This window comes from Neorhizobium populisoli (genome assembly GCF_019430945.1).
In the GTDB taxonomy this organism is placed as follows: Bacteria; Pseudomonadota; Alphaproteobacteria; order Rhizobiales; family Rhizobiaceae; genus Neorhizobium; species Neorhizobium populisoli.
In genome coordinates, this window is the sequence record NZ_JAHYCB010000005.1 from 392,288 (window position 1) to 418,148 (window position 25,861).

The window sequence follows — 25,861 nt, forward strand, 5'->3', positions numbered from 1 at the left end:
GTTGGATCTTCACGATGGACAAGACGGAAATCCTCAAGGCGCTGGCTCATCCCGTCCGGGTCGAATTCCTGGAATGGATGAAGGAGCCGGAAAGCCATTTCTCCGATCAGGCGCATCCGCTCTCGATGGGCGTCTGCGCCAGCCAGTTCGAAAAACGCTGCGGCCTCTCTCAATCCACGGTCTCCGCGCATCTTTCGACGCTCGAAAAAGCCGAATTGGTCAGGATAGACCGTGTCGGCCAATGGGCATTCTACAACCGCAATGAACAGACCATTGCGGCCTTCCTAAACGAGCTCCGATCGACGCTCTGATCCAGGCCCGCCTCCTCCCCTCCCAAAAGCTGCAACAAAGGACTTCCGATGACCAGCCTTTTTGACCCTATCAAGTTTGGCGATATCGAACTTGCAAACCGCATCGCCATGGCGCCGTTGACCCGCAACCGCTCGCCGAAGGCGATCCCGAACGACCTCAACACCACCTATTACGAACAGCGCGCTACCGCCGGCCTGATCATCACCGAAGGCACGCCGGTCTCCCAGCAGGGCCAGGGTTATGCTGATGTGCCCGGCCTTTATCTGGACGCTGCTGTTGACGGCTGGAAGAAGGTGACGGAAGCAGTGCATCGCCGCGGCGGCAAGATCGTCACGCAGATCTGGCATGTCGGCCGCGTCTCGCATGTCTCGCTGCAGCCGAACGGCGGTGCGCCGGTTGCGCCCTCTGCCGTCAATGCCGGCGGCAAGACCTACATCATCAATCCGGACGGCTCCGGCGCCTTCGCCGACACCTCTGATCCGCGCGCTCTCGAACTCTCCGAAATCCCGGGCATCGTCGCCGACTTCGCCAAGGGCGCCCGCGCTGCGATTGATGCCGGTTTCGACGGCGTCGAAATTCACGGTGCCAACGGTTACCTGATCGACCAGTTCATGAAGGACGGCGCCAACCAGCGCACAGACGAATATGGCGGCTCGATCGAAAACCGTGCCCGCTTCGTGCTTGAAGTCGTCGATACCGTCACCCGGGAAATCGGCGCCGGCCGCGTCGGCATCCGCCTGTCGCCGGTCACCCCCGGCAACGGCATCAGCGACACCAATCCGCAGGCCGTCTTCAACTACGTCGTCGAGAAGCTGGGCGCCAAAGGCCTCGCCTTCATCCACGTCATCGAAGGCGCCACGGGCGGCGATCGCAACTTCTACCAGGGCGACAAGCCCTTCGATTACCAGGAGCTGAAGGCCATCTACCGCAAGGCCGGCGGCACCGGCGGCTGGCTGGTCAACAACGGCTATGACGGCGACAGCGCCAAGCAGGCGGTCGAAGGCGGTTATGCGGACGCAGTCGCCTTCGGCAAGCTGTTCATCGCCAACCCGGACCTCGTGCAGCGCCTCAAGGATGGCGTGTCAACCTTCAACGATCTGGACAAGGCCACGCTCTATGGCGGCGGCGCCAAGGGTTACACAGACTATCCGGCGCTCGAAGCGGTTGCCTGATTGGCGATACACTCCAATCTCCCCCCTTGCGGGGAGATGACAGAGGGGGGGTGGCTCCGCAAACTCTAACGAAGAGACTGTTGAACCACCACCCTCTGCTTGCCGGCATCTCCCCCGCAAGGGGGGAGAAAGTCTGGAGCTCCCGCCCGCTTAAGCCAGCAGCGCCCGCGGCTTCTCCATTCGCCCCCGATCCGCCTCAAGGCAGCCCAGATCTGTAAGCGTCGCCCGCACCGCCTCATCGATCGGCGTCGAAGGCTCCTCACCGAGAAACGCCACTAACCTGTCATTGCCCATCTGCACCGGCATCTTCCAGAGATACCGCATCTCGGCTATTTCGCGGAACATCGGCACGAAGGGCGAGGCGAGCTTCAGCATCCACCACGGAAACGCTTTCACCTTCGGCTGGCGCCCGACGACCCGGCCGATCGCGGCGATCATTTGCGCGCCGTCTTGATCCCAGAAACCGCGCATCTGGAAGCGGGCGAAGAGCGGCAGGTCGCTGTCCCGGTCGATCAGCCGCAGCATGGTTTCCGCCACATCCGGCAGATAGGCCCATTGATGGCCAACGCCCTTCGCGTTCGGACGGCTGACGGACACGACCGGCCTGCGGGGCTTTATCAGGCCCTGACTGAACCAGCTATTGGCTGCCTCCGGACCGAAGAAATCGCCGGCACGTACGATCAGCACCCGCACGCCGTCGCCCGCCGCTCTTTCGAGCCGGCTTTCCATCTCGACACGGATCTTGCCCTTGCGCGTCACTGGATTCTGCGGGCTGTCCTCCGAAATCTCCGGCAGGACGTCCGGCCCGTAATTATAGACCGTGCCCGGCAGAAGGATGCGGGCACCGACATCGCGGGCTGCGGCGATCGTATTGCCGAGCATCGGCAGGACCAGCTTTTCCCAATCTTTGTAGCCCGGCGGGTTGACGGCATGGTCGATCAGCTTCGCATCCTGTGCGGCGCGACGGACATCGGCGGCATTCATCGCATCCCCCTGCAGCCAATGGAAGCGCGGTTCGCGTTTGGCTGCCTCGTCCGCCTTGCGATTCAGCGCACGAACGGTCCAGCCACGGGCATGAAGACCGCGGGCCACATGTCCACCGACGCCGCCTGTGGCGCCAAGCACGAGAGCGATCGGTTTTGCATTTGTCGTATGGGTCATGGAGATACTCCTTTGGATCTGCCATCAAATTCTTCGGCTGGAATATCGCTCTTTCCGATGATATACGGAATTCGAAGATTTTATTGAGTATCCATACAAAAATGAATGATATCAGCTGGGATTTCTACCGGACCTTTCTGGAGGTGTTGCGCACCGGCTCGCTTTCTGCTGCCGCCCGCGAGCTCGGCTTGACCCAGCCGACGGTCGGCCGGCATATCGATGCGCTGGAACAGGCAGTCGGCCAGCAGCTTTTCACCCGCTCGCAGCAGGGATTGCTGCCGACCGAACAGGCGACCGCCCTGCAGCCCTACGCAGAAAACCTGTCTTCCACGACGGCCGCCATGCAGCGACTGGCATCCGGAGAGTTCGGCAGTATCAAAGGGGCTGTCCGGATCGGCGCCAGCGATGTCGTCGGCGTCGAAGTCCTGCCGGCCATCCTCGCTACGCTACAGGATGAACATCCGGGGCTGGAAATCGAACTGTCGCTGTCGGATACGGTGGAGGATCTTCTCAATCGCGAAGTTGATATCGCCGTCAGAATGATGAGCCCGGCCCAGGAGGCGCTGGTCGCCCGCCATATCGGCGAAATCCCTCTCGGCCTCTTCGCTGATCGCCGTTATCTGGAGAAACACGGCTACCCAACGGAAGCTGGCGACCTGCTGCACCACCGGCTGATCGGTTTCGATCGCCGCACGGCCTATATCCGCATCATGGTGGAACGTTTTCGCACCGTCGCCCCGCAGTTTCCGCGCCTGGAAGACATTCGCTGGGCCTATCGTGCCGACAGCAATATCGCCCAGCTTGCCGCGATCCGGGCCGGTGTGGGGATCGGCATCTGCCAGGTCGGCATCGCCAGACGAGACCCGAACCTCGTCCGGATATTGCCCGACGTGCTCGACCTGCAGCTCGAAACCTGGGTCGCCATGCACGAGAACCTCAAATCCTCACCGCGCTGGCGTGTCACCTTCGACGCACTTGTCAAAGGCCTCCTGGAATATGTTAGGGATGCGCGGCGCTGAGCGTGCCGCGTAAGATTGCAACGGTCTTACCCTTTAGTGGGTCGTTGCGCCTGGGGCGCCGTCATCGACTTCGGCCTCCGGCCGGTCGCCGCCATCGCTGTATTCGGTGTGCCAGACGCCTTTGGCATCCTGCCAGCTGATCTCTTCGGGTTCACCGCCCACCTGCTGCTCGGCCGCGACGATGCGTGCCGCCTGCAGCGCGTCCGAATGGGTCGGAAAGGTTTCCGAATACACATCGCCCTGACGATAGGCCCAGCCGCCATCGTGCGGAACGACTTTGTACACTACCTTGGTCATACTCCCTCCTTGCCTGTTTCATGGCCGCCTTGATCCTTCAGGATCCTCATCGTCGCGCGGCATCGGGTTGAAAAGCAAAAAGGGCGCCGCGAAGTTCCAGGCCACTTCAAGGATTATGTCATCAAAGGTTCGTTGTCGCAAATCATTGAAGTGGAAACGGCAATTGGCTTGATGCCGGCGACGGCCGCGTTAGATTGTCACGACACCGGGCATCAGTGTGCGTAGGCGCGCGGCAAAGGGGACGAATGTGAGCTGGCTGCGCCTTCTGAAACAGGAACGATTTCTGATCGTCGCCGTCATCGGCTGCTTCGTCGCCTATGGTACCGAACACGAGATACTCCACGCCGGCAAGACCGCCTCGATCATCGCCGCAGCGGTGCTGATCGGCGTCATCATTCTCGCCTCCACCCGCGTCGCTCACCATGCGGAAGTGCTCGCCCACAAGGTCGGCGATCCCTATGGCACGATGATCCTGACGCTGTCGGCCGTTGCGGTCGAGGTGCTGATCCTGGCGATCATGATGAGCAACAGCAATTCGCCGACTTTGGTGCGCGATACGATCTATTCGGCCGTCATGCTCGATATCAACGGCATCCTGGGTCTCGCCGCCCTGCTCGGTGGCCTGCGCCATGGCGAGCAACCGTATAACGACGATTCCAGCCGCACCTATAGCGTGATGATCCTGACCGCCATGGGCATTTCGATGATCGTGCCGGAATTCATTCCCATGGACCGCTGGCACTATTATTCTGCCTTCACGATCTGCGCGATGATCGCGCTTTATGCCGTATTCCTGAAGATGCAGGTCGGGCCGCACAGCTATTTCTTCAGCTACAGCTATCCGCGCGTTGCCCGGCCGGCGACCGGCACTCCCGCTCCACATGATGAGGCGGAAGAGGAGCCGGCAGCGATCTCGATCGGCGTCATCCTGTTCGGCGTTCTGGTCATCGGCTTCCTCGCCGAATTCATGTCGGCCTTCATGGATACCGGCCTTGAGGGTGCTGGCGCCCCACCTGCCCTGATGGCCGTCGTGGTCGCGACGATTTCGGCGGCACCGGAAATCCTGACGGCCCTTCGCGCAGCGCTTAAAAACCGCATGCAGTCGGTCGTCAACATCGCCATGGGCGCATCACTTTCGACCGTCATCCTGACCGTGCCGGTGATGGAATCCATCGCGCTTTACTCCGGCCAACCCTTCGTCATGGCCATGACGCCGGTGCAGACGGTGATGGTCGCAATCACGCTCATCGTTGCCGCAATCAATCTCAATGACGGCCAGACGAATGCAATCGAAGGCATGACCCATTTCGTGCTTTTCGCCACTTTCGTTATGCTGACGCTGCTTGGACTTTAGGAAAAACAATTTCAGTTCAATAGTTTGCGGCCACATCCGGAATCGGATTGAAAGGCGATTGAATCAGTTTCTGAAATGTGCATTTTGGGCCACCGAAACCGCCTGCTGTATACATGGCCGAGTCCCAAGCGGCCGCATTGAAAATCGGAGGAATTCTATGTCCACACCCCCATACAGAGCCGACCACGTCGGTTCGCTTCTGCGTCCTGCGGCCGTCAAGGACGCCCGCAAGAAGTTCTACGATGACAAGACCATCTCCGCCGAAGAGCTGAAGGCCGTCGAAGACGAGGGCATTCGCGAGCTCGTCAAGCTGCAGGAAAGCGTCGGCCTGAAGGTCGTCACCGACGGCGAAGCGCGCCGCCACTTCTGGCACTACGATTTCATGGGCATGCTCGACGGCCTGGAATTCGTCACCCGCGAAGCCCACAAGGGTGTCACCTTCCATGGTGTCAAGCTGCCGCCGACCTTCCCGACCATTAACGGCAAGCTCGATTTCCCGGATGATCACCCGCATCTGGAACACTTCAAGTTCCTCGCCGCCAACACCAAGGTCACCCCGAAGATCTCGATCCCCGGCCCGAGCGTCGCGCATTATCGCACGGCCCGCGCCGACGTGACCTATCCGGAATACCAGGACCCGGAAGCGCTGTTCGCAGCGCTGGCCCGCACCTATGCCAAGGCTGTCCAGAAATTCTACGAAGCCGGCTGCCGCTACCTGCAGATGGACGACATCTATTTCGCCTATCTCGGCGACGAGAAGCAGCGCGCCATGAAGCGCGAAGAAGGCTACGATCCGGACTGGCTGATCAACAAGTATGCCGAGACCATGCATGAGGCGATCAAGGATCGTCCGAAGGACATGCTGATCGGCATGCATATGTGCCGCGGCAATTTCCGCTCCACCTGGGCCGCCGAAGGCGGCTATGACGCTGCGGCCGACGCGATCTTCAACAAGACCGGCGTCGACATGTTCTTCATGGAATACGACACCGAGCGTTCGGGTGGCCTGCAGCCGCTCTCACTGCTCCAGAAGGGCTCCAAGCAGCGCGTCTATCCGGGCTTCATCACCACCAAGACCGGTGAATTGGAAAGCCTCGACGACCTGCGCCGTCATTTCGACGAAGCCTCGAAGTTCGTCGATATCGACCAGCTCGGCATTGCGCCGCAATGCGGTTTCGCCTCGACCGAAGAAGGCAACTCGATCACCGAGGACGACCAGAAGCGCAAGCTCGAACTCGTCGTCAAGACCGCCGAAGCCATCTGGGGCACGGCCTGATTGATCATTCGGCCGCAGGCAATTGATTTTACCTGCGGCCGACCTCTTGAGTTTTTACTAATGTGCCCGACGTTGTCCTGAGAGATAAACTCAAGGGAGACCGCAAGATGGGTATTTTCGACAAGATCAAGCACGCGATTTGGGGCGAGGCGAAAGCCGCCGAACCGGCCGCACAGCCCGCAGCATCCCCTGCTCCAACGGCATCTGCGCCGGCAGCTGCAAGCCCTGCACCCAGTTCGACAGCTTCATCAACACCCGCTGCGGCACCGGCCGCGAGCTCGGTGGACGTTGCGCCAATCCTCGACGCTGCAGTGAAGAAAAGCGGAGAGAAACTCGATTGGCGTAAATCGATCGTCGATTTGATGAAGGCTCTCGGCCTGGATTCCAGCCTTGCAGCCCGCAAGGAACTGGCCTCGGAACTCAACTATACCGGTGACACCAACGATTCCGCCACGATGAACGTCTGGCTCCATAAGGCTCTGATGAAAAAACTTTCCGAAAACGGCGGCAAGGTGCCGGCCGATCTTCTCGATTGAGCCTTTCCATTCTTGATATTGGAAGCCCGCCTGACCGGCGGGCTTTTTCATGAGCATTTGCCAATAAAATAATATTGAAGACCGCGTGTTCGGCAATAGCCGATGAACGCCCTAGATGAACTTCATCCGCCGACGCCCGTTCGCCGCGTGCAGCAGGACAGTCGCGCCAGGCTCAAGCCTTATCGAAGGGAGTTCACGATGAAACACCTCACCCTCCTCCAGACCGGCTCGGTCATCGCCGCTATGTTGATCGCGTTACCGGCCTATGCTCAGACCGCCGGCAAACCAGCGGAAACCAAGCGCGCCAACGCCCCCACCCAGAAACCGGCATTCACTGGCCAGACAAGGGCGCCTCAGCCCGCCGAACTGGTGGATATCAAGACGGAAGTGGTCGCCGACGACCTGCCGCATCTCTGGGCCATGGAATTCCTGCCCGACGGCCGCATGCTTGTAACCGCAAAGCAAGGCGCCATGCATATCGTTTCCAAGGAAGGCGAAGCGGGGCCTAGGATCGAAGGCGTGCCGAAAGTGCTGGCCAGCGGCCAGGGCGGCCTGCTGGACGTAGCGCTGGCACCGGATTTCGCCACATCGGGCCTGATCTTCTTCTCATTCTCCGAAGAGCGTGAGGGTGGCAACGGCACGTCGGTCGCTTTGGCAAAGCTCGTTCCCGATCAGCAGGGCGGCGGCAAGCTGGAAAACGTCAAGGTCATTTTCCAGCAGATGCCGAGCTATGACGGCAACAAGCATTTCGGCTCCCGCCTTGTCTTCGGGCCGAACAAGGAACTCTACGTGACCGTCGGCGAACGCTCCGATGCTGAACCGCGGGTCCAGGCACAGGATCTGAATAGCGGCCTCGGCAAGGTCTTCCGCATAGACATGAACGGCAAGGCGCTTCCCGACAATCCATTCGTCAATCGCCAGGATGCAAGACCGGAAATCTGGTCGCTCGGTCACCGCAATCTCCAGTCCGCCACACTGGACGGACAGGGTCGCCTCTGGACCGTCGAACACGGCCCGCGCGGCGGCGACGAGCTAAACCGCCCACAGGCCGGCAAGAATTATGGCTGGCCGGAAGTCACCTACGGTATCGAATATAGCGGCGCGAAGGTGGGCCAGGGCATTACCCAGCGGGCCGAAACCGAACAGCCCGTCTATTATTGGGACCCGGTCATCGCGCCCTCCGGCATGGCCTATTACGACCACGACGCCATTCCGGAATGGAAGGGCGCTTTCCTGATCGGCGGCTTGGTCAGCCAGGGCATCGTGGTGGTCCACATGGATGGCGACGAGGTGCGCCATGAGGAACGCGTCGATCTCGATGAACGTATCCGCGATGTGAAGGTCGGCCCGGACGGCGCGGTCTATGCAGTAACGGAACAGCGCGGCGGCGGGGACTCGACGATCGTGCGGCTGACGAAGAGCTGAGGGCTATAGCCTGAACGCGAGCGGATGATTGATCAAAGCGCGGTCAATCGTCACCAGTTGCAACCCTTCGACTTGGCATTGCGCCAGCAGCAGCCGGTCGAAGGGATCGTGCGTTTTTGGCTGTGGGTCAGGGAAGCGGCCGGAGCAAAAAATCTTCCGGCAACGGATCATCGAAATCGTCGGCGATAAAGCCTTTCGTGCGCACGATCCCCTTGGAGCGAAGATAAGCTTCCCCAGCTTCCCAATCGACACCGCCCTTCTTGTGCGGCACCAGATTGAACACCGGCTTGCCATCCCGCGTCACGACAACCGTCTCCCCCTGCTCCACGTCATGGGCAAGCTCATCGAAACGGTCCTGAACTTCGCGGATGGATACGGTCTTCATGCAGAAAATGTAGCTACACGGCTGTTATTCGTCAACGCGCGGCCCAAAACGAAAAAGCCCGCCGTCACCGGCGGGCTTTTCCGAAATCACAAAGCCGCAAGCTTACTTGAAAGCGTTGCAGAAGCGCTGGATGCGCTTGCAGGCTTCTTCAAGCTGCTCTTCCGAAGCGGCATAGGAAATGCGGAAGTTCGGGCCGAGGCCGAAGGCGGAGCCGTGGACGACGGCCACGCCTTCCGTTTCCAGAAGCTCGGTAACGAAATCCTCGTCTGTCTCGATGACCTTGCCCGACGGCGCGGTCTTGCCGATCAGGCCGGCGCAGGACGGGTAGACGTAGAAGGCGCCTTCCGGGGACGGGCAAACGATGCCCTTCGCCTGGTTCAGCATCGACACTACGAGGTCGCGGCGACCTTCGAAGATCTTCTTGTTGGCCGGGATGAAGTCCTGCGGGCCGTTCAGCGCCTCGACGGCGGCCCACTGGGCAACCGTGCAGGCGCCCGAAGTCTGCTGGCCCTGGATCATGTCCATCGCCTTGATCAGCTCGACCGGGCCGGCAGCATAACCGATACGCCAGCCGGTCATCGCATAGGCCTTGGAAACGCCGTTCATCGTCAACGTGCGGTTATAGAGCTTCGGCTCGATCTCCGCCGGCGAGACGAACTTGAAGTCGCCATAGGTCAGGTGCTCGTACATGTCGTCGGTCAGCACCCAGACATGTTCGTGCTTCAGGAGCACATCGGTGAGCGCCTTCAGTTCTTCATGGGTATAGGCAGCGCCCGTCGGGTTGGACGGCGAGTTGAACAGGAACCACTTGGTCTTCGGCGTGATCGCCGCTTCGAGATCGGCGGCAGTGACCTTGAAGTTATTCGCCTGCTTGGCTTCGATGAAGACCGGGGTACCGCTGCAGATCGACACCATTTCCGGGTAGGAAACCCAGTAAGGCGCAGTGATGATGACTTCATCGCCCGGGTTCAAGGTCGCCATGAAGGCGTTGAACAGGATCTGCTTGCCGCCGGTGCCGACGATCGTCTGGGCAGCCGTATATTCGAGATTGTTCTCGCGCTTGAACTTCTTGACGATCGCTTCGCGCAGCTGCGGAATGCCCGAAACCGGCGGATACTTCGTTTCGCCGCGATTGATTGCGTCGATGGCGGCTTTCTTGATGTTGTCCGGCGTGTCGAAATCCGGCTCGCCTGCGCCGAGACCGATCACGTCACGGCCCTTTGCTTTGAGCTCGCGGGCTTTCTGGGAAACGGCGATGGTGGCGGAGGGCTTTACGCGGGAAAGAGCGTCGGCAAGAAAGGCCATAATCTTCGTCCTGAAGGGCTGTTGAACAAGCGGAATGCGAAGGCGGCGTACGCAGACAAACCGCCCGTAGCTCTATGTCGAAACAATGACAACGTTTCAAGCGCAAAGCTTGAATATGAGCCATCAATGACACTGATTAAAAGCTTCGAAAGCTTCTTTACAGCAGCGTAACCCTTGCCTGCTACAACCATGAGGAAACTAACAACGGACGAGCACGGGCATGACGCCGAGAAGCATCTTCGCCAATCTGGTTCGCAACGACAACGGGGCCTTCTCCGCGGTTTACGGTCCGTTTTCCCTGCAATCGGCCCTGCAGCCGATCTTTCGAAACAAGCTCGAAACCGGATTGCAGATCGAAGCGCTCGAGGGCCTTGTGCGCGTTTCGCGCGACGGAGAGGCCATTGCGCCCGGCGATTTCTTCCGCCTGGTGGCACCGGCCGATATCGCAGACATCGATAGCCTGCTGCGCACGCTGCATATCCTGAACACCGGCAGGCTCAACCGCACGCATGCCCGCATCTTCGTCAAGTTCCATCCCGGCCTATTCCGCACGCCGCAGGAAATGCGCCAGGAAGTCGAGCGCATCAAGCTGACCGGCCATGAAGCGGGCATGGGTCCGGACCGGATCGTTTGCGAAATCTCCGAAAAATCCGGCGCTTCGGACGATATCGTCGTGGCCTTCACCGAACATATGCGGGCAATCGGTTTCCGCATTGCTATCGACGATTACGGCGCAGGCGACGCAGATCTTGCGCGCCTGAAGCGTATCAAGCCGGATTATGTGAAATTCGACGCCTCCTGGATCCGCGACTTCCTCGATAATTCCGCCGGCCACGCCCTGTTGCGGGTGCTCATCGGACAGATGGTGGATGACGGTATCGAGCCGATCTTCGAGGGCCTTGAAGAAGTCTGGCAGCTGGACCTGTGCGAGGAAGTCGGCGTTCCCCTGATGCAGGGTTATGCCCTCGCCCACCCCGAGCTTGCACCCACCACCTTCAACGAGGTTTTCCCGGAAAGCTTCTCGACTGCTCGCGCCCATCAGTTCGCTGCCAATTTCACCACCGATACAAGCCGGGCCAGCGCTGCCGCACCCGTTAAATCGAACTTCGGCAAAGCGACCCGCACCTTTGGTCGCCGGCAAGCCTGACGACAGGCTTCAGCGACAGAATAGGTCGTTGAAGCTTAAGCCCGTATACAAGGTAAATAATTTATTTAATCGTCGCCTGCATCAAAACGGCACAGAAAAACCCTAAAAAAGCATTAGCGGCATCGAAAATCTGCATCTTGGCGATATCTAACCGCCCACAAAGCCTGCATTTTCAGGCATTTTAGCCACTCGCCATATGCGGGAACCGGCCGGATTCAAAAAACTTTTTCTTGCCAATTTCCGATAAACACAGCACTCTGTGCAAGTTCGGGCAATTTACGAGCACGGGAAGACCTATAATGATGCGCTCCGAAGGCGCTAACACTTCGGGCGATAGGTTGGGGGCGGAGATTTCAAAGCTATTCCTTCCAGTTATCGCGGTAAAGACAGGGACCCTTTCTTAAAGATGCCTGCCGCCGCCCTTCGGGGCTATACTATGATGCTGTCCGCCGCTGAACACGGACAGAGAGAAAAGGACCTGCTGCATGGCCGAGACTGGCACTGTAAAATTCTTCAATACCGACAAAGGCTTCGGCTTTATCAAGCCTGATAATGGTGGCGCCGATATCTTTGTTCATATCTCTGCCGTTCAGGCTTCTGGCCTGTCCGGACTTTCAGAAAATCAGAAGGTAAGCTTCGACACGGAGCCGGATCGTCGCGGCAAGGGCCCCAAGGCCGTTAATCTGCAGATCGCCGGTTAAGCCGTAAAAGGCTTTCCATCGAGTTGAGGCCCGGCAGACATGCCGGGTTTTTTTTGCGCGTAATTTCGGCCGGCAAACGCGGGCGAAAAACCTTCAAAGCCCGAGAAGATACGGATTGCTGCGGCGCTCGTCGCCGATGCGGCTACCCGGCCCATGGCCGCAGATGAAACCCACTTCGTCGCCGAGCGGCAGGACCTTGTCGCGGATCGATGCCAGCAGGGTTTCGTGATCGCCGCCAGGCAGATCGGTACGGCCGATCGAGCCGTTGAACAACACGTCGCCGAGATGGGCGAAGTTCTGGGCGCGATTATAGTAGATGACGTGGCCCGGCGCATGGCCAGGGCAATGGAAGATTTCGAAGACATGGTCGCCGAACGAAACCGTGTCGCCTTCGTTCAGCCAGCGATCCGGCACGACGTTGCGCACCGCCATCGTCACACCGAACTTTTCAGCTTGAGTTTCCAGCTGCTCAAGGAGTAGCAGGTCTGCCTCATGCGGGCCGATGACCTTGATGCCGAGCGCCTCGCGTAACTCGTCTGCGCCCCCGGCATGATCGATATGGCCGTGCGTCAGCCATATCTCCGTGAGCGTGATGCCGTTTTCCCGGATGACATCCAGGATCGCCGGCACATCGCCACCGGGATCGATGACGATACCGGTCTTGGTCTCATCGTCGAACAGGATCGTGCAGTTTTGCTGGAATGGCGTGACCGGGATGATTCCGGCCTGTAACTTACCCATGATGCCTCGGCTTGGACGGTGGACGCATTAAAAAGACAAGCCGGGTATAACGAGAAACGAAGGGTATTTCAGCCTGTAAATTCAGTTTGCCGCAGCGACGGTCATGTAACTTGCTTCTGCGGAAACCGGCGGAGCGAGCGAAACGGTTGCAATCAGGAAAGCGGCAACGACGATCTTCAGCGTGAAGACGGTGAGCAGTACGCCCTTCAACGGATTGGCCGGTTGCGCGGCTTCCAAGGTGATCGGCGGGATGGCATCAAAGGTCTGGGCAGTCATTGGATTTCTCCGGTCTGTTTGGTCTCAACAATGGCCGCGGACGGCAAAAGTTCCGCTGTAATCAAGCAATCGTCGCTTTCGGCAGCCTGGAGAATCCATACCTTCATCTGGCACCACCAAAGCGTGCATCTCAAGCAATCTTCCTGGTTCCTTAGCGCTTCCGACATGGCGACGACTGCATGTTTGACGAAGGACGCCAGCAGAACCTTGGGTTTCACCTGCGTGTTTTTCCGCAGGATAACAGCGGCGAAGAAATGCTGTTGATTGTCCGATCCTTTCGCGCTTTATGGCGGGCGGTAGTTTAGACTTCACAGATCAGCGAAAAGAGCTCCGCCCGTCACCGGCCAGGAGCCATGACGGGAAAGGAAACGCGAGTGGCGCGTGCATCGACGGAGAAAGCCGTCAAGAAGACCCTGCCGCCGATGCCGGCGGTCGATGAAGCCCGGATCGATTTCGAGACCATCGAACTCTTCTTCTTCGCCTATCGCGATTTCATATCGGACCCGGATGCGATCCTTGCCAAGATCGGCATGGGCCGCGCCCACCACCGCGTCGTCTATTTTGTCAGCCGCCAGCCGGGCATGATGGTTGCCGATCTGCTCGATACGCTGCAGATCACCAAGCAGAGCCTGGCGCGGGTTCTCAAGCAACTGATCGAATCCGGTTATATCCGCCAGATGGCCGGTGCCAAGGATCGCCGCGAGCGCCGTCTCTATCCAACGCTTGCCGGCCGCGAACTGGCGCTTGCCCTTTCGGAGCCGCAATCGCGCCGTATCGCTCAGGCGATGGAGGGCATGACGCCGGAGACAAGTGCCGCGGTAAAGGATTTCCTGCGCCGCATGCGTGGCCGCGACGAAAATCTCGAGCCGGTTGATCTCGACTGAAATCGATATCGACCTGGACTGATCAAGGTTCGGCCCCGAACCGGTTTGGAGTGGAATGATGACGAAGACGCCCCCGTCCGACGATGCGCCGCATCTCCTCGTGGTCGATGACGATACCCGCATTCGCGACCTTCTGAACCGCTTCCTGATGGAACAGGGGTTTCGCGTCACAGTGGCCGGCGATGCGGCAGAAGCACGCCGCAAGCTCGAAGGCCTGCATTTCGACCTTCTCATTCTCGACGTGATGATGCCGGGCGAATCCGGCCTGTCGCTCACCCAGTCTCTCTATCAGAAGAAGACGGTGCCAATCATTCTGCTGACCGCCCGCGCCGAGGCGGATTCGCGGATTGCCGGGCTGGAAGCAGGCGCCGACGACTATCTTTCCAAACCATTCGATCCGCGCGAACTGGTGCTGCGCATCAACAACATCCTGCGCCGCAACTCGTCGCCGGATACGCCGAAGATCGAGCAGATCATGTTCGGTCCCTTCACCTTCTCGATCCCCCGCAAGGAGTTGCGCAAGGCGGCCGAGACGATCCGCCTGACAGACCGCGAGCAGGAAATCATGCTGCTTTTCGCGTTGCGCGCCGGCGACACCATCCCCCGCCACGAACTGATCGGCGACGATGCGGAAGTCGGCGAACGTACGATCGACGTGCAGATCAACCGTTTGCGGCGTAAGATCGAGGAAGACCCAGCCAACCCCGTCTATCTGCAGACGGTGCGCGGCATTGGTTACCGGCTTAGTATCGACTAGCGCGGCCGGGCGCACGGGAAGGCAGCATGGCACTGTTCGACGGCTTCAAACGCGACATCAAACGTGACATGGACCGGCTGACCCTGCCGGGATGGCGGCCGTTCACCCGCTGGCTGCGCCGCCGCCTGCCGACCGGGCTTTACACGCGCTCGCTGCTGATCGTCATCGTGCCGATGCTGCTTTTGCAGACCGTCGTTGCCGGCCTCTTCATGGAACGGCACTGGCGCATGGTGACGGAACGACTGTCGGAGGCGACCGTCAAGGATATTGCCGGCATCATCCAGACGATCCAGGCCTATCCGCAAGACGCCAACTACGAAAAGATCACCAGGATCGCCGACGACGCTCTCAATCTGACGATTGCGGTGGAAGAGAATGCGCAGCTGCCACCTCCGCGCCCACGGCCGTTCTTCTCCATTCTTGACGGCATCCTGGCCGATCAGATCACTCAACAGATCCAGATGCCCTTCTGGATCGACACGGTCGGCAATAGCCGGCTGGTGGAAATCCGCATCAAGTTCGATACGCGCGTGCTCACCGTTTTCGTGCGCCGTGGCTCCACCTATGCGTCCAACACCCATATCTTCCTGATCTGGATGGTGGGCACCGCGCTTGTTCTGGTGCTGATATCCGTACTTTTCCTGCGCGGTCAGATACGCCCGATCCTGACGCTTGCCGATGCGGCGGAAAGCTTCGGCAAGGGGCAGCGCCTGGAAGGTTTTTCACCACGTGGCGCCGACGAGATCCGCAGGGCCGGCCTCGCCTTCATCCTGATGCGCGAACGCATCGAACGGCAGCTCGAACAGCGCACCGCCATGCTCGCCGGCGTCAGTCACGACCTGCGCACCATCCTGACCCGCTTCAAGCTGCAGCTGGCGCTCGCCGGTGACAAGCCCGAACTGCATGGCATGGGCCAGGATGTGGACGACATGCAGTCCATGCTGGAAGGCTACCTCGCCTTCGCCAAGGGTGACGCCGAAGAGGATCTCGGCACCCTTCACCTCAGCGAGCTTTTGCCGAAACTCCAGTCGGGCTTCGCCGTCCACGGTAAGGAGATGACCTATACGATCGACGGCGAGGACGAGATCGCAGTGCGGCCGAATGCCTTCACGCGTCTGGTCGCCAATCTCGTCGCCAATGCCGAGCGCTACGCCAAGACCCTGCATGTCGATGCCCGCCACAGCGCCAGATGGCTGACGCTGACGCTCGACGACGACGGTCCCGGCATTCCACCGGAAGCCCGCGAGGACGTCTTCAAGCCGTTTTTCCGGCTGGATGAAGCGCGCAACCTGAATGCCTCCGGCACCGGCCTCGGCCTCGCTATTGCCCGCGATATCGCCCGCGGCCATGGCGGCAACGTTACCCTCGGCGAAAGCCCGAAAGGCGGCCTGCGCGCCATCATCCGCATTCCCGCCTGATCCGAACCGGAAACCCGCATGTCGATCGATATCTCCCGCATGACCTGGCTCAATCCACCCCTTGATCTGCGCGAGGAAGGCGGTCGCCTCATCGCGCGTTCGGGCAGAGAGACGGACTTCTGGCAGGGTACTTATTACGGCTTCCATCGCGACAGCGGCCATTTTCTCCACCAGCAGCGGCAAGGCGATTTCACCATGGAGGCCTCTTTTGTCGGCTGCTACGAAGCGCTTTACGATCAGGCCGGCCTGATGATCCGCCATGACGATAAGCACTGGATGAAATGCGGCATCGAATTTACCGACGACGCCCGTCATTTCAGCGTGGTGGTGACCAATGGCAACTCCGACTGGTCGGCCTTCCGCCTCGCCGACGACTTCGAGGAGATGTTCGTCCGCGTCACCCGTATGGGCGATGCGCTGTTCATCCAGTACCGCACCGACACCCAACCTGACTGGCGTATGGCCCGCCTTGCCTATTTCCCGCCAGACCTCGTTGAGCTTTCCGTCGGCATGACCTTCTGCTCGCCGCAACGGGAAGGTTTTGAAGTCGAATTCCGCTCCTTCCATGTCGGCGACGTCACGAACCGCGACATCCACTGATTGACAGAGCTGCTTTACAAACCGCAGTCGCGGCGCAATAGATGTATTGTCATCTATTGAGATATCATCGAATTGCCATCTCCTGCCGATCCGGACCCTCGCGCCAATTTTGGCCGCCTCGTCGCCCATGCTGCCCGCCAATGGCGCCGTGCCGTGGATATCCGTCTGCGCCCCTTCGGACTGACCGAGGCGACCTGGCTTCCTCTCGTCCATGTCTCGCGCGCTGAAAAGCCTATGCGCCAGAAGGATCTAGCCGCCCTGCTTTCGCTCGACAATTCCTCCGTGGTGCGCCTGCTCGATGCGCTGCAGGCGGCAGGTTTTATCGAACGCCGCGAGGAGCCGTCCGACCGCCGTGTCAAGACGATCCATCTGACGCCGGCCGCCCGCTCGGTCCTCGATCAGGTTGAAGCGGTTTCGCTGGCGGTGCGGAGCGAGACGCTGGCCGGTATATCCGACAGCGATCTCGAAACTGCCTCCCATGTGCTGAAGCAGGTCTGCGACGTTCTCGCCGCAACAGGAACCGACGGCGATGAGTGAGATGAGCACACCGCCTCGTATCGATGAAGCCAGTGCCCGGCCGGCGTCGCCGCCGCTCTGGCTGCTGGCGCTGATCACCTTCAGCGGTACCCTCGCCATGCATATCTTCGTGCCGGTTTTGCCGCTCGCGGCAACGTCGCTTGGCGCAACGCCTGGCGAAATGCAGCTGACGATCAGCTTCTACATTTTCGGCCTGGCGATCGGGCAGCTCTTCTATGGTCCCCTCTCGGATCGCTACGGCCGCCGCCCGATCCTGATGATCGGGCTTGCCGTCTATACGATCGCAAGCCTTGCCGCCCTGCTCTCTCCGACGGCCGACATTCTGATCGGCGCCCGCCTTTTCCAGGCACTGGGTGGCTGCGCCGGCCTCGTCATCGGCCGCGCCGTGGTGCGCGACACGTCAGCCACCACCGAAGCGACTAGAAGGCTTGCGATGATGAACCTGATGGTCGTCGTCGGCCCCGGCCTCGCCCCGATCGCCGGCAGCGCGCTTGGCGAGTTCGCCGGCTGGCGGTCGATCTTCGTGCTTCTTTGCCTGCTCGGCGTCTGCAACACGCTTTTCACCTGGCGCCTGTTGCCGGAAACCGCACGGAAATCTGGCGACCAGAGTGCAGCGCTCATACTCAAAAACTACGGCAAGCTCCTGCGCATGCCGGCCTTCCTCGGCTTTGCGATCGGCGGCGGCTGCGCCACCACCTCGTTCTACGCCTTTGTCGGGGCGGCCCCCTTCATCTTCACCATCCAGCTGCATCGCCCGACCGAAGAGATCGGTCTCTATCTCGGCATCATCGTAATGGGTTTCTGGGTGGGAAGCCTGATCACCAGCCGGCTGGCCGGGCGTATTCCTGTCCGCAGGCTTCTGGTGCGCGCCAATATCGTCAGCCTGCTTGCTGCGATCGTGCTTTTTACGGCTGCCGTCACCGGCAATCTCAGCATCGCGCTGATCATCGTCGTGATGTTTGTGTTCACCACCGGCGCAGGCGTCGCCTCGCCCGCGGCACTGGCGGAAGCGATCAGCGTCAACCCGCTCATCGTCGGCTCGGCTTCAGGGCTTTACGGTTTCGTACAGATGGCGATCGGCGCGGTCTGCACCGCGCTTGCCGGCTTCGGCAGCGACCATGCGCTGGTTTCCGCTACCGTGATCATGCTGGCTTGTGTCTTGAGCCAGCTCTGCTTCTTCATTGCCAATCGCGCAGCGAAACTGGCAGCCTGAATTACATCAGCTTCTTGCCGTTCGGCACCGGCTGCTCGACGGCTGCCAGCACGATGGCGCCATTGGCGTCCTCGAAACCGAGCGTCAGCACTTCCGAGCGGACCGGACCAATCTGCCGCGGCGGAAAGTTGACGACGGCCATAACCTGGCGTCCGAGCAACGTTTCCGGCGTATAATGCACGGTGATCTGCGCAGAGGATTTCTTGATGCCGATCTCCGGCCCGAAATCGATCTTCAGCTTGAAGGCCGGCTTGCGCGCTTCCGGAAAAGGCTCGGCCTCGACAATGGTACCGACTCGGATATCGACCTTTTCGAAATCGCCATAAGTGATCTGCTGGGAAGAGCCGCTCATCTTGTCATCAGCCATGACAGGTCAGCTACCGAGCTCTTCGGCACGCTTGCGTGCAGCAGCAATCGCCTTGTCGAACAGCGGCTGCATGCCGTCATCCGCCATCAGCACCGAGAGTGCCGCGGCCGTGGTGCCGTTCGGCGAGGTAACGTTCTGGCGAAGCTTCGCTGCTTCATCGGAAGATTGGTGCAGCAGTTCGCCGGCACCGGAAACGGTCTCGCGGGCAAGCCGCATGGCAAGATCGGCCGGCAGGCCGGCCTTGCGGCCTGATTCCGCCATGCATTCGACGAGATAAAACACATAGGCCGGACCGCTGCCGGAAACGGCGGTCACGGCATCGATATCCGCCTCGCCCTCGACCCATTCAACCGGTCCGCTGACCTTCAGCAGCGACTCTACGGCTTCGCGCTGCGCTTCGGTCACCTTCGGATTGGCATAGGCGCCGGTGACGCCGCGGCCGATCATCGCCGGCGTATTCGGCATGGCGCGCACCATCGCGCCGTCACCGAGTTGGCTCTGGAGATAGGCAAGCGTCTTGCCGGCAGCAACCGAAACGACAACGGTCTCCGGTCCAACGACCGACTTCAGCGGCGGCAGGACGGTATCCATATATTGCGGCTTGACGGCGAGGAACAGAATGTCGGCCTTGAGCCCTTCGGGCCGCTCGACGAAATGCTTGGCACCCGCATCGGCAATCATCTTCTGCATCACAGCCGAGGGCGACGGATCGATGACCGTTACGGATGCGCCGGGCACGCCCTTCTTCAGCCAGCCGGAAAGCATGGCGCCGCCCATATTTCCGGCGCCGATCAGCACGATCGAACCCAACTGCGCCAGAGCCATCAGCATTCGCCCACGGTTTCGAACAGCACGGCATCCATGGCGGCTTTGGCTTCCATGCCCGACCAGACGACGAACTGGAATGCCTGATAATAGGATTCGCAGGCTTCGAGCGCGCTGGAAAGCAGCACTTCGACCTGCTGGTTGGTCGGCTCGGCACCGCCGGCAAGCAGCAGCGACTGACGGAAGATCACCACGTCTTCCTGACGCCACAGGTCGAAATGCCCCATCAGCACCTGTCCGTTCACATAGGACAGAAGGCGGATTACCTCATTGACCCGGATATCCGGAATCTTGATGTCGAACGCGCAGGCCAAATGCAGCGCCTCGAACTCCTCCATCCAGGAGAAGGAAACATGGTAGTCCGCCCAGCGGCCTTCCACGGTCATGGCGATTTCGTCCTCGCCGGACCGTTCGAACGTCCAGTCGTTCGAGGCTGCGACGAACTCGATCATATCGACCGGGTTCGACTGACGCTCGATTTCCATTTCCATAAGGCTCATGCGGCACCTTCTTGACCGGAATGAAAGCGGATTCCTGCGACTAACGCCAAAACACGCGAACAATGACCGGGAACAACATTTAGAATGATCGCCCGACGCTTCCAGAATAACGCAGTGAACCTGTCCGGAGCTTACCAAGGCGTTTCGAATCATCCTTTAAAATCAGTGTAGCTAGACGGAGTCCGGCTGCCAGCCCCCGCCGCTCGTTTTTACCGTTTGTTAAGCTCAAACTTCTTCCTAAGGGAGATCAGAACGGAGTCATAAGCGACTCTGGTTGCTGGCTTTTTTGGCAGTGTCCACAGGGATGGATTTTTTTAAGAAAGCCCTCAAAAAGGCCTCGGAAAACCGGACGGGAAAACTGTATTTTTGGGCTTGAACAGGCCGGAATCGGCCGGGAATCGCATTTTCGGCTGCGAATCTCCGCGGCATCAGCGGTTCATTTCCGGCGGCACTTGCGCAGGCCGAAACGAGAACGGGCCGCCTGCGGTTCGGCAGGCGGCCCGTTAAAAATCGGATCGGAATTTGGCGTCTATTTCGCTGCGAGCTTCGCCTCGAGCGCTTCGATGCGTGCCTTCAAGGCCTCGTTCTCATCGCGGGCACGCGCTGCCATTTCGCGCACGGCCTCGAATTCCTCGCGCTTGACGATATCCATGCCGTTCAGGAAACGCTCTGCCTGAGCATGAAAGGCAGTCTCCACTTCCTTGCGCACACCCTGCGCGGCGCCTGCGGCATCCGTCATCAGCCGTGCAAAATCGTCGAGGATGCGGCTCGTTCCGGTCGACATTGTCTTGAACTCCCGATTGCTGTTGACCGGCATCGTGGCCGGCGAATGTCTGTGAATTTGAAGTAGGGCCTCACCGGCCCTGTTGCAAGCACCAACCACCGCCCGCATTGCCGCAAGATGGCGCATCACCTGCACCGGCTCGCCTGGTGCGTGCAGATCTGGCAGGATTTTTGAGTATGAGCATGCGTTAAGACTACCCTGGATTAATGTGATCAACCACTAGATTCGCCTTGACCGGCGAAGTGCTCAACGCCATGTTCCGCGACGATACAATTAGTTAAGAGCCAGTAACTTGTACCAAGCGCTCCACATCTTCGCCCTGCTGCCCTTTCCGGATATCGATCCGGTCGCCTTTTCCATCGGTCCGCTTGCGGTTCACTGGTACGGGCTGGCCTACGTTGCCGGTATCATGCTCGGCTGGTTCTATGCCCGCCGCCTGGTCGCAAATGCGTCTTTGTGGAAAGACGGGCAGTCGCCGATCACCGCCACGCATCTCGATGATTTTCTCGTCTGGATTGCGGCCGGCATCGTGCTTGGCGGGCGCATCGGTTACGTGCTGTTCTATGATCTGGCAGCCGTTTCGCAAAATCCGTTACGGGCCTTTGAAATCTGGAATGGCGGCATGTCCTTCCATGGCGGCTTCCTCGGCGCGACGATCGCCATGATTTTCTTCGCCCGCAAGAACGGTATTCCGGTCTGGAGCATGTTCGATACGGTTGCAGCCGTCGTTCCCTTCGGTCTGCTCTTCGGCCGTATCGCCAACTTCATCAATGGCGAACTCTGGGGCCGCATCGCGGATGTGCCTTGGGCGGTGGTCTTCCAAAAGACCGGCGGGCCGTTCGCCCGCCATCCGAGCCAGCTTTACGAAGCAGGCCTCGAAGGCATCGTTCTGGTCCTCGTGCTGGCGCTGATGATCTTCCGCTTCAAGGCGCTGAAGGTGCCAGGCACCATTTCAGGCACGTTCGTCATCGGTTATGCGCTCTGCCGCATTTTCGTGGAGTTCTTCCGCGAGCCGGATGCGCAGCTCGGCTACCTGCTCGGCACCAATTGGCTGACAATGGGCATGATCCTGTCGCTGCCGATGATCGCCGCCGGCATCTGGGCAATCCTGCGTGCCCGTGCCGCTGCGACCATGAAGGCGTGATCGGAGGCAAGGCCATCGTGAACACCACGCCCACCACGCCACTCGCAGAGAAAATAAAGACCCTGATCCGGACCAACGGTCCGATTAGCGTGACTGACTATTTCGCGCTTTGCCTCGCAGATCCTGAACACGGTTATTACCGCACCCGCGAACCCTTCGGCCGGCACGGCGATTTCATCACGGCACCGGAAATCAGCCAGCTTTTCGGCGAGATGATCGGCGTCTTCATGGTGCATGCCTGGCAGCGGCACGGCTCGCCCGCGTCCGTCCGTCTCGTCGAAATCGGCCCCGGCCGCGGCACGATGATGACCGACATGCTGAGGGTCATCAAACGGATAGCTCCACCGCTCTTCGAACATATGCACGTGCATCTCGTCGAAACCAGCGAACGCCTGCGCGGCGTCCAGCGCGTGACTCTGGAAGCCTATTCGACCAAGATTTCCTGGCATGACAGTTTCGAAGACGTGCCGGAAGGTTTTACGCTGATCGCGGCGAACGAACTTTTCGACGCCATCCCGATCCGCCAGTTCGTGCGCACCGCAACGGGCTTTCGCGAACGTCTCGTCGGCCTCGATGCCAATGACGACCTGACATATGCCGCCGGCATCGCGACGCTTGATCCCGCCCTCCTGCCCGCGCCGCTTGCCACCATCCCGGAAGGCACGATCTTCGAGCTGGCGCCGGCCCGCCAGGCGGTGATGCAGACGCTCTGCGAACGCCTCAGGACCTTCGGCGGCACAGCCGTCATCATCGACTATGGTCACATGGTCACCGGCTTCGGCGACACACTGCAGGCCGTCCGCAACCATGATTTCGATCCGCCGCTCGCCCATCCCGGCGACGCGGATTTGACGAGCCATGTGGATTTCGAGGACCTTGCCAAGGTCGCGGTCTCCATGGGTGTCCACCTGAATGGTGGCCTACACCAGGGCGACTTCCTCTTCGGCCTCGGCCTCGCTGAACGTTCCAACGCGCTCTCCAAAGACAAGGACCATGCGGAGCAACGGCTGATTTCCGCGGCTGTCGACCGGCTTGCCGGGGAAGGCGCGGGCAAGATGGGCGAACTGTTCAAGGTGATCGCGGTATCGAGCCCGGCATTAAATCTGATGCCGTTCAGGTCGGTGGATTGATTTAAGTTCCGAACGGCCGCGGTCCGGTCCATCCCAAGATGCCCACTGATGGTGGATCGATCGTTGTGATTGTCCAATGCTCCGGATCACGTAAGGCGATAAGTCGAAAACTAGTTTGAAGTTTGCCGCTCTCCTGCCACCAGGTCATCAGGTGGTCCGGCGAATCCATTCCCCACGCCCAGTATCTAAATGGCAGATGCTTCGAATTGAGCTCAGCCAGCTTCTGAAAAAGATCTTCGTTTTCCCAAGGTCTATCAGACGCCGAATACGACACTTCTCTAGCTTGGATTTTAGATTGCCTACCTTGCCCTTCGATAACGATCAGATCGTAGGATGTACGAGCGACATGGAGGGGCGGCGCCTCCCCGGGCGAACAAAAGTACATCTCGAATGGTCTTTTCCGCCCCGGGAACAGCACGTGTCAGGCCTCGCCGATTTTTGCGCCAGTCTCTATCTCACAAGTTTCGAAGTCACTCAATGGATTGACATCCGCCCTTCCCTTGCGCCACTCTCGCCCTAGATCGAAGCAGCGGAAATCTTTCTGACGCCTGCATAAAACCCATTCAAATCAACAGGATAAAACGCCGATGCAGGAACGACCGCAAGAGCGCCCGTTGCCGACGCCGATCGAAAGCTCTCTGCTGAAGCAGGCCGCCGGCAGCCGTATCCGGCACGGTTTCTTCACTCGGCAGGGCGGTGTTTCCGAGGGTCTTTATGCGGGTCTCAATGTCGGCATCGGCTCGGATGACGACCGCGACAACGTCATGGAAAACCGCGCCCGGGTCGCCGGCTGGTTCGGGGTGCCGGCCGAGAAGCTCGCGACAGTGCATCAGGTCCATTCGCCGGACGTGTTTGTGGTAGATACCACCTATGCCGGCGAGCGGCCTCAGGTTGATGCCATGGTCACCAGCGTGCCCGGCGTGGCTCTCGGCGTATTGTCGGCCGATTGCGGCCCGATCCTGTTTGCCGATGGTGAGGCAGGCGTCATCGGCGCCGCCCACGCCGGCTGGAAAGGCGCGCTGACCGGAGTGCTCGAAAATACGATCGAAGCGATGGTCGCGCTCGGTGCCGCCCGGGAAAACATTACAGCCGTGCTTGGCCCTTCGATCGGACCTGCAAGCTACGAGGTCGGGCCGGAATTCGTCGAGCGCTTCCTCGCCCACGATCCGTCCTACGATGCCTTCTTCACGCCTTCGGCGAAGCCCGGCCATTCGATGTTCGACCTGCCGTCGCTCACCATTCGTCGTCTTGGGGCTGCGGGGGTACGCGCCGACAATCTCGGCCTCGACACCTATCCGGATGCAGAACGTTTTTACTCCTATCGCCGTACCACGCATGCGAAGGAACCGGATTACGGCAGACAGATTTCAGCAATCGCTATTCAGCAATAGCAATTTGGGAGGATTGATATGGCGCTGCATTTCGACCGAAGCGAATATGCCGACCGGCTGGCCCGCCTGACCGAGAAGATGAAGGCGGAAAAGCTCGATGCGCTTCTGCTTTTCGCCCAGGAAAGCATGTACTGGCTGACCGGCTACGACACGTTCGGCTACTGCTTTTTCCAGACGCTGGTGGTGAAGGCGGATGGCACGATGACGCTGCTGACCCGCTCCGCCGATCTGCGCCAGGCCCGTCAGACGTCGGTTCTCGAAAACGTCATCGTCTGGGTCGATCGGGTGAACGCAGATCCGACGCTCGACCTGAAGAACCTCCTGAGCGAGATGGACCTGCTCGGCGCCAAGATCGGCATCGAATACGACACGCATGGCATGACCGGCCGCGTCGCGCGGCTGATCGACAACCAGCTCTCCACCTTCGGCCAAATCAGCGACGCTTCCTATCTGGTCAGCGGCCTGCGCCTCGTCAAAAGCCCTGCGGAAGTCGCCTATGCCAAACGTGCGGCCGAGCTTGCCGACGATGCGCTGGATGCCGCGCTGCCGCTGATCAAGGCCGGTGGCGACGAAGCGGAAATCCTGGCCGCCATGCAGGGCGCCGTCTTCCTCGGCGGCGGCGACTATCCCGCCAATGAATTCATCATCGGCTCCGGTGCCGACGCGCTGCTCTGCCGCTACAAGGCCGGCCGCCGCAAGCTTGATGCGACCGACCAACTGACGCTCGAATGGGCCGGCGCCGCCGCCCATTATCACGCAGCGATGATGCGTACGGTGATCATCGGCGAGCCATCCATGCGCCAGCGTGAGCTCTACAACGCTTGCCATGAGACAATTCTCGCAATCGAGGAAGTGCTCAAGCCCGGCCATACGTTCGGCGACGTGTTCGACACGCATGCCCGCATCTTCGATGAACGCGGCCTCGCGCGCCACCGGCTGAATGCCTGCGGATATTCGCTCGGCGCCCGCTTCTCACCGTCCTGGATGGAGCATCAGATGTTCCATGTCGGCAACCCGCAGGAGATCCTGGCCGATATGACGCTCTTCGTGCACATGATCATCATGGATTCCGATAGCGGCGCGGCCATGACGCTCGGTCATACCTACCTCACCACGGAAGGTGACCCGCTGCCGCTTTCGCGTCATGGATTGGACCTGATCCAGCGTTGAGGACAGGAAAATCAGGCAGTTGACAGGTTGTGAC

General features: G+C 60.1%; 29 protein-coding genes and 1 pseudogene. 19 read left to right on the plus strand and 11 right to left on the minus strand.

Annotated features, from left to right (window positions below):
• Window positions 1–14 precede the first annotated feature (14 nt).
• Together KX729_RS16050 and KX729_RS16055 are read left to right on the plus strand one after the other, a co-directional pair.
• Entirely contained in the window at window positions 15–311 is a 297-nt protein-coding gene (locus KX729_RS16050; RefSeq protein ID WP_219743474.1) for an ArsR/SmtB family transcription factor, read from the plus strand.
• A 48-nt stretch (window positions 312–359) separates the two neighbouring features.
• Window positions 360–1,484, plus strand: coding sequence for an alkene reductase (locus KX729_RS16055; RefSeq protein ID WP_219743475.1), 1,125 nt, complete (start codon window positions 360–362; stop codon window positions 1,482–1,484).
• A 150-nt stretch (window positions 1,485–1,634) separates the two neighbouring features.
• Here KX729_RS16055 and KX729_RS16060 read toward each other — a convergent pair whose 3' ends face one another.
• Window positions 1,635–2,645, minus strand: coding sequence for an NAD-dependent epimerase/dehydratase family protein (locus tag KX729_RS16060; RefSeq protein WP_219743476.1), 1,011 nt, complete (start codon window positions 2,643–2,645; stop codon window positions 1,635–1,637).
• A 101-nt stretch (window positions 2,646–2,746) separates the two neighbouring features.
• Here KX729_RS16060 and KX729_RS16065 point away from each other — a divergent pair, with 101 nt between their 5' ends.
• Entirely contained in the window at window positions 2,747–3,664 is a 918-nt protein-coding gene (locus KX729_RS16065) for a LysR family transcriptional regulator (RefSeq protein ID WP_219743477.1), read from the plus strand.
• A 33-nt stretch (window positions 3,665–3,697) separates the two neighbouring features.
• On the opposite strand, the gene KX729_RS16070 is transcribed toward KX729_RS16065, so the two are convergent.
• On the minus strand, window positions 3,698–3,961 hold the full coding sequence (locus KX729_RS16070; protein WP_219743478.1) for a DUF2188 domain-containing protein: 264 nt from the start codon (window positions 3,959–3,961) through the stop codon (window positions 3,698–3,700).
• Window positions 3,962–4,208: 247 nt separating this feature from the next.
• Between KX729_RS16070 and KX729_RS16075 the strand changes: the two genes are divergently transcribed.
• The 4 genes from KX729_RS16075 (at window position 4,209) to KX729_RS16090 (ending at window position 8,552) form a co-directional block, all read left to right on the plus strand.
• The gene (locus tag KX729_RS16075) at window positions 4,209–5,315 is read left to right on the plus strand and encodes a calcium:cation antiporter (RefSeq protein ID WP_219743479.1); all 1,107 of its coding nucleotides are present in this window, start codon (window positions 4,209–4,211) and stop codon (window positions 5,313–5,315) included.
• 157 nt (window positions 5,316–5,472) lie between these two features.
• Window positions 5,473–6,591 carry a 5-methyltetrahydropteroyltriglutamate--homocysteine S-methyltransferase gene (locus KX729_RS16080; protein WP_219743480.1) on the plus strand — a complete coding sequence of 373 codons (1,119 nt, stop codon included), beginning with the start codon at window positions 5,473–5,475 and terminating at the stop codon, window positions 6,589–6,591.
• Between the two features lie 107 nt (window positions 6,592–6,698).
• Complete coding sequence (locus KX729_RS16085) at window positions 6,699–7,127, plus strand: DUF3597 domain-containing protein (RefSeq protein ID WP_219743481.1); 429 nt, start codon at window positions 6,699–6,701, stop codon at window positions 7,125–7,127.
• Between the two features lie 198 nt (window positions 7,128–7,325).
• The gene (locus tag KX729_RS16090) at window positions 7,326–8,552 is read left to right on the plus strand and encodes a PQQ-dependent sugar dehydrogenase (protein WP_219743482.1); all 1,227 of its coding nucleotides are present in this window, start codon (window positions 7,326–7,328) and stop codon (window positions 8,550–8,552) included.
• Window positions 8,553–8,555: 3 nt separating this feature from the next.
• Here KX729_RS16090 and KX729_RS33515 read toward each other — a convergent pair.
• The 3 genes and pseudogenes from KX729_RS33515 to KX729_RS16100 all read right to left on the minus strand — a co-directional run.
• Window positions 8,556–8,681: pseudogene (locus KX729_RS33515) on the minus strand (PIN domain nuclease); the annotation flags it as partial.
• Complete coding sequence (locus KX729_RS16095; protein WP_219743483.1) at window positions 8,680–8,937, minus strand: type II toxin-antitoxin system Phd/YefM family antitoxin; 258 nt, start codon at window positions 8,935–8,937, stop codon at window positions 8,680–8,682. The pseudogene KX729_RS33515 and the gene KX729_RS16095, both read right to left, overlap by 2 nt.
• Before the next feature lie 102 nt (window positions 8,938–9,039).
• Window positions 9,040–10,242: a pyridoxal phosphate-dependent aminotransferase gene (locus KX729_RS16100; protein ID WP_219743484.1), complete on the minus strand. Its 1,203-nt coding sequence runs from the start codon at window positions 10,240–10,242 to the stop codon at window positions 9,040–9,042.
• Between the two features lie 220 nt (window positions 10,243–10,462).
• On the opposite strand from KX729_RS16100, the gene KX729_RS16105 reads away from it, so the two are divergent.
• Both KX729_RS16105 and KX729_RS16110 read left to right on the plus strand, forming a co-directional pair.
• Complete coding sequence (locus tag KX729_RS16105) at window positions 10,463–11,389, plus strand: EAL domain-containing protein (protein WP_219743485.1); 927 nt, start codon at window positions 10,463–10,465, stop codon at window positions 11,387–11,389.
• A gap of 485 nt (window positions 11,390–11,874) precedes the next feature.
• Complete coding sequence (locus tag KX729_RS16110; RefSeq protein ID WP_003494703.1) at window positions 11,875–12,090, plus strand: cold-shock protein; 216 nt, start codon at window positions 11,875–11,877, stop codon at window positions 12,088–12,090.
• A gap of 93 nt (window positions 12,091–12,183) precedes the next feature.
• On the opposite strand, the gene KX729_RS16115 is transcribed toward KX729_RS16110, so the two are convergent.
• Both KX729_RS16115 and KX729_RS16120 read right to left on the minus strand, forming a co-directional pair.
• A complete protein-coding gene (locus KX729_RS16115; RefSeq protein ID WP_219743486.1) occupies window positions 12,184–12,831 on the minus strand; it encodes an MBL fold metallo-hydrolase in 648 nt (215 codons plus the stop codon).
• An 81-nt stretch (window positions 12,832–12,912) separates the two neighbouring features.
• Complete coding sequence (locus tag KX729_RS16120; RefSeq protein WP_219743487.1) at window positions 12,913–13,107, minus strand: hypothetical protein; 195 nt, start codon at window positions 13,105–13,107, stop codon at window positions 12,913–12,915.
• A 353-nt stretch (window positions 13,108–13,460) separates the two neighbouring features.
• Between KX729_RS16120 and KX729_RS16125 the strand changes: the two genes are divergently transcribed.
• The 6 genes from KX729_RS16125 (at window position 13,461) to KX729_RS16150 (ending at window position 18,516) form a co-directional block, all read left to right on the plus strand.
• Window positions 13,461–13,991, plus strand: coding sequence for a MarR family winged helix-turn-helix transcriptional regulator (locus KX729_RS16125; protein WP_219743488.1), 531 nt, complete (start codon window positions 13,461–13,463; stop codon window positions 13,989–13,991).
• Window positions 13,992–14,046: 55 nt separating this feature from the next.
• Window positions 14,047–14,748 (plus strand): response regulator, encoded by a 702-nt coding sequence (locus KX729_RS16130; RefSeq protein WP_219743489.1) that lies wholly within the window; start codon window positions 14,047–14,049, stop codon window positions 14,746–14,748.
• Between the two features lie 26 nt (window positions 14,749–14,774).
• Complete coding sequence (locus KX729_RS16135) at window positions 14,775–16,166, plus strand: ATP-binding protein (RefSeq protein WP_219743490.1); 1,392 nt, start codon at window positions 14,775–14,777, stop codon at window positions 16,164–16,166.
• Window positions 16,167–16,184: 18 nt separating this feature from the next.
• Window positions 16,185–16,766: a DUF1349 domain-containing protein gene (locus KX729_RS16140; RefSeq protein ID WP_219743491.1), complete on the plus strand. Its 582-nt coding sequence runs from the start codon at window positions 16,185–16,187 to the stop codon at window positions 16,764–16,766.
• Between the two features lie 72 nt (window positions 16,767–16,838).
• Window positions 16,839–17,303, plus strand: a complete 465-nt coding sequence (locus KX729_RS16145) for a MarR family winged helix-turn-helix transcriptional regulator (protein WP_219743492.1) — start codon at window positions 16,839–16,841, stop codon at window positions 17,301–17,303.
• Window position 17,304: 1 nt separating this feature from the next.
• Window positions 17,305–18,516: a multidrug effflux MFS transporter gene (locus KX729_RS16150; RefSeq protein ID WP_246617628.1), complete on the plus strand. Its 1,212-nt coding sequence runs from the start codon at window positions 17,305–17,307 to the stop codon at window positions 18,514–18,516.
• A gap of 1 nt (window position 18,517) precedes the next feature.
• On the opposite strand, the gene KX729_RS16155 is transcribed toward KX729_RS16150, so the two are convergent.
• The 4 genes from KX729_RS16155 to KX729_RS16170 form a co-directional block, all read right to left on the minus strand.
• Window positions 18,518–18,868, minus strand: coding sequence for a tRNA-binding protein (locus KX729_RS16155; RefSeq protein ID WP_219743737.1), 351 nt, complete (start codon window positions 18,866–18,868; stop codon window positions 18,518–18,520).
• A 21-nt stretch (window positions 18,869–18,889) separates the two neighbouring features.
• A complete protein-coding gene (gene proC, locus KX729_RS16160; RefSeq protein WP_219743494.1) occupies window positions 18,890–19,708 on the minus strand; it encodes a pyrroline-5-carboxylate reductase in 819 nt (272 codons plus the stop codon).
• A complete protein-coding gene (locus tag KX729_RS16165; RefSeq protein WP_219743495.1) occupies window positions 19,708–20,208 on the minus strand; it encodes a type III secretion system chaperone family protein in 501 nt (166 codons plus the stop codon). The genes proC and KX729_RS16165 overlap by 1 nt, the downstream gene beginning before the upstream one ends.
• Before the next feature lie 529 nt (window positions 20,209–20,737).
• Window positions 20,738–20,992, minus strand: coding sequence for an accessory factor UbiK family protein (locus KX729_RS16170; RefSeq protein WP_219743496.1), 255 nt, complete (start codon window positions 20,990–20,992; stop codon window positions 20,738–20,740).
• Window positions 20,993–21,284: 292 nt separating this feature from the next.
• Here KX729_RS16170 and lgt point away from each other — a divergent pair, with 292 nt between their 5' ends.
• From lgt to KX729_RS16190, 4 genes are all read left to right on the plus strand, one after another.
• Entirely contained in the window at window positions 21,285–22,136 is an 852-nt protein-coding gene (lgt, locus tag KX729_RS16175) for a prolipoprotein diacylglyceryl transferase (protein ID WP_219743497.1), read from the plus strand.
• Window positions 22,137–22,153: 17 nt separating this feature from the next.
• Complete coding sequence (locus KX729_RS16180; protein ID WP_219743498.1) at window positions 22,154–23,266, plus strand: class I SAM-dependent methyltransferase; 1,113 nt, start codon at window positions 22,154–22,156, stop codon at window positions 23,264–23,266.
• Between the two features lie 587 nt (window positions 23,267–23,853).
• Window positions 23,854–24,657, plus strand: coding sequence for a peptidoglycan editing factor PgeF (pgeF, locus tag KX729_RS16185; protein ID WP_219743499.1), 804 nt, complete (start codon window positions 23,854–23,856; stop codon window positions 24,655–24,657).
• A gap of 18 nt (window positions 24,658–24,675) precedes the next feature.
• The gene (locus KX729_RS16190; RefSeq protein WP_219743500.1) at window positions 24,676–25,827 is read left to right on the plus strand and encodes a M24 family metallopeptidase; all 1,152 of its coding nucleotides are present in this window, start codon (window positions 24,676–24,678) and stop codon (window positions 25,825–25,827) included.
• The last annotated feature ends 34 nt before the right edge of the window (window positions 25,828–25,861 follow it).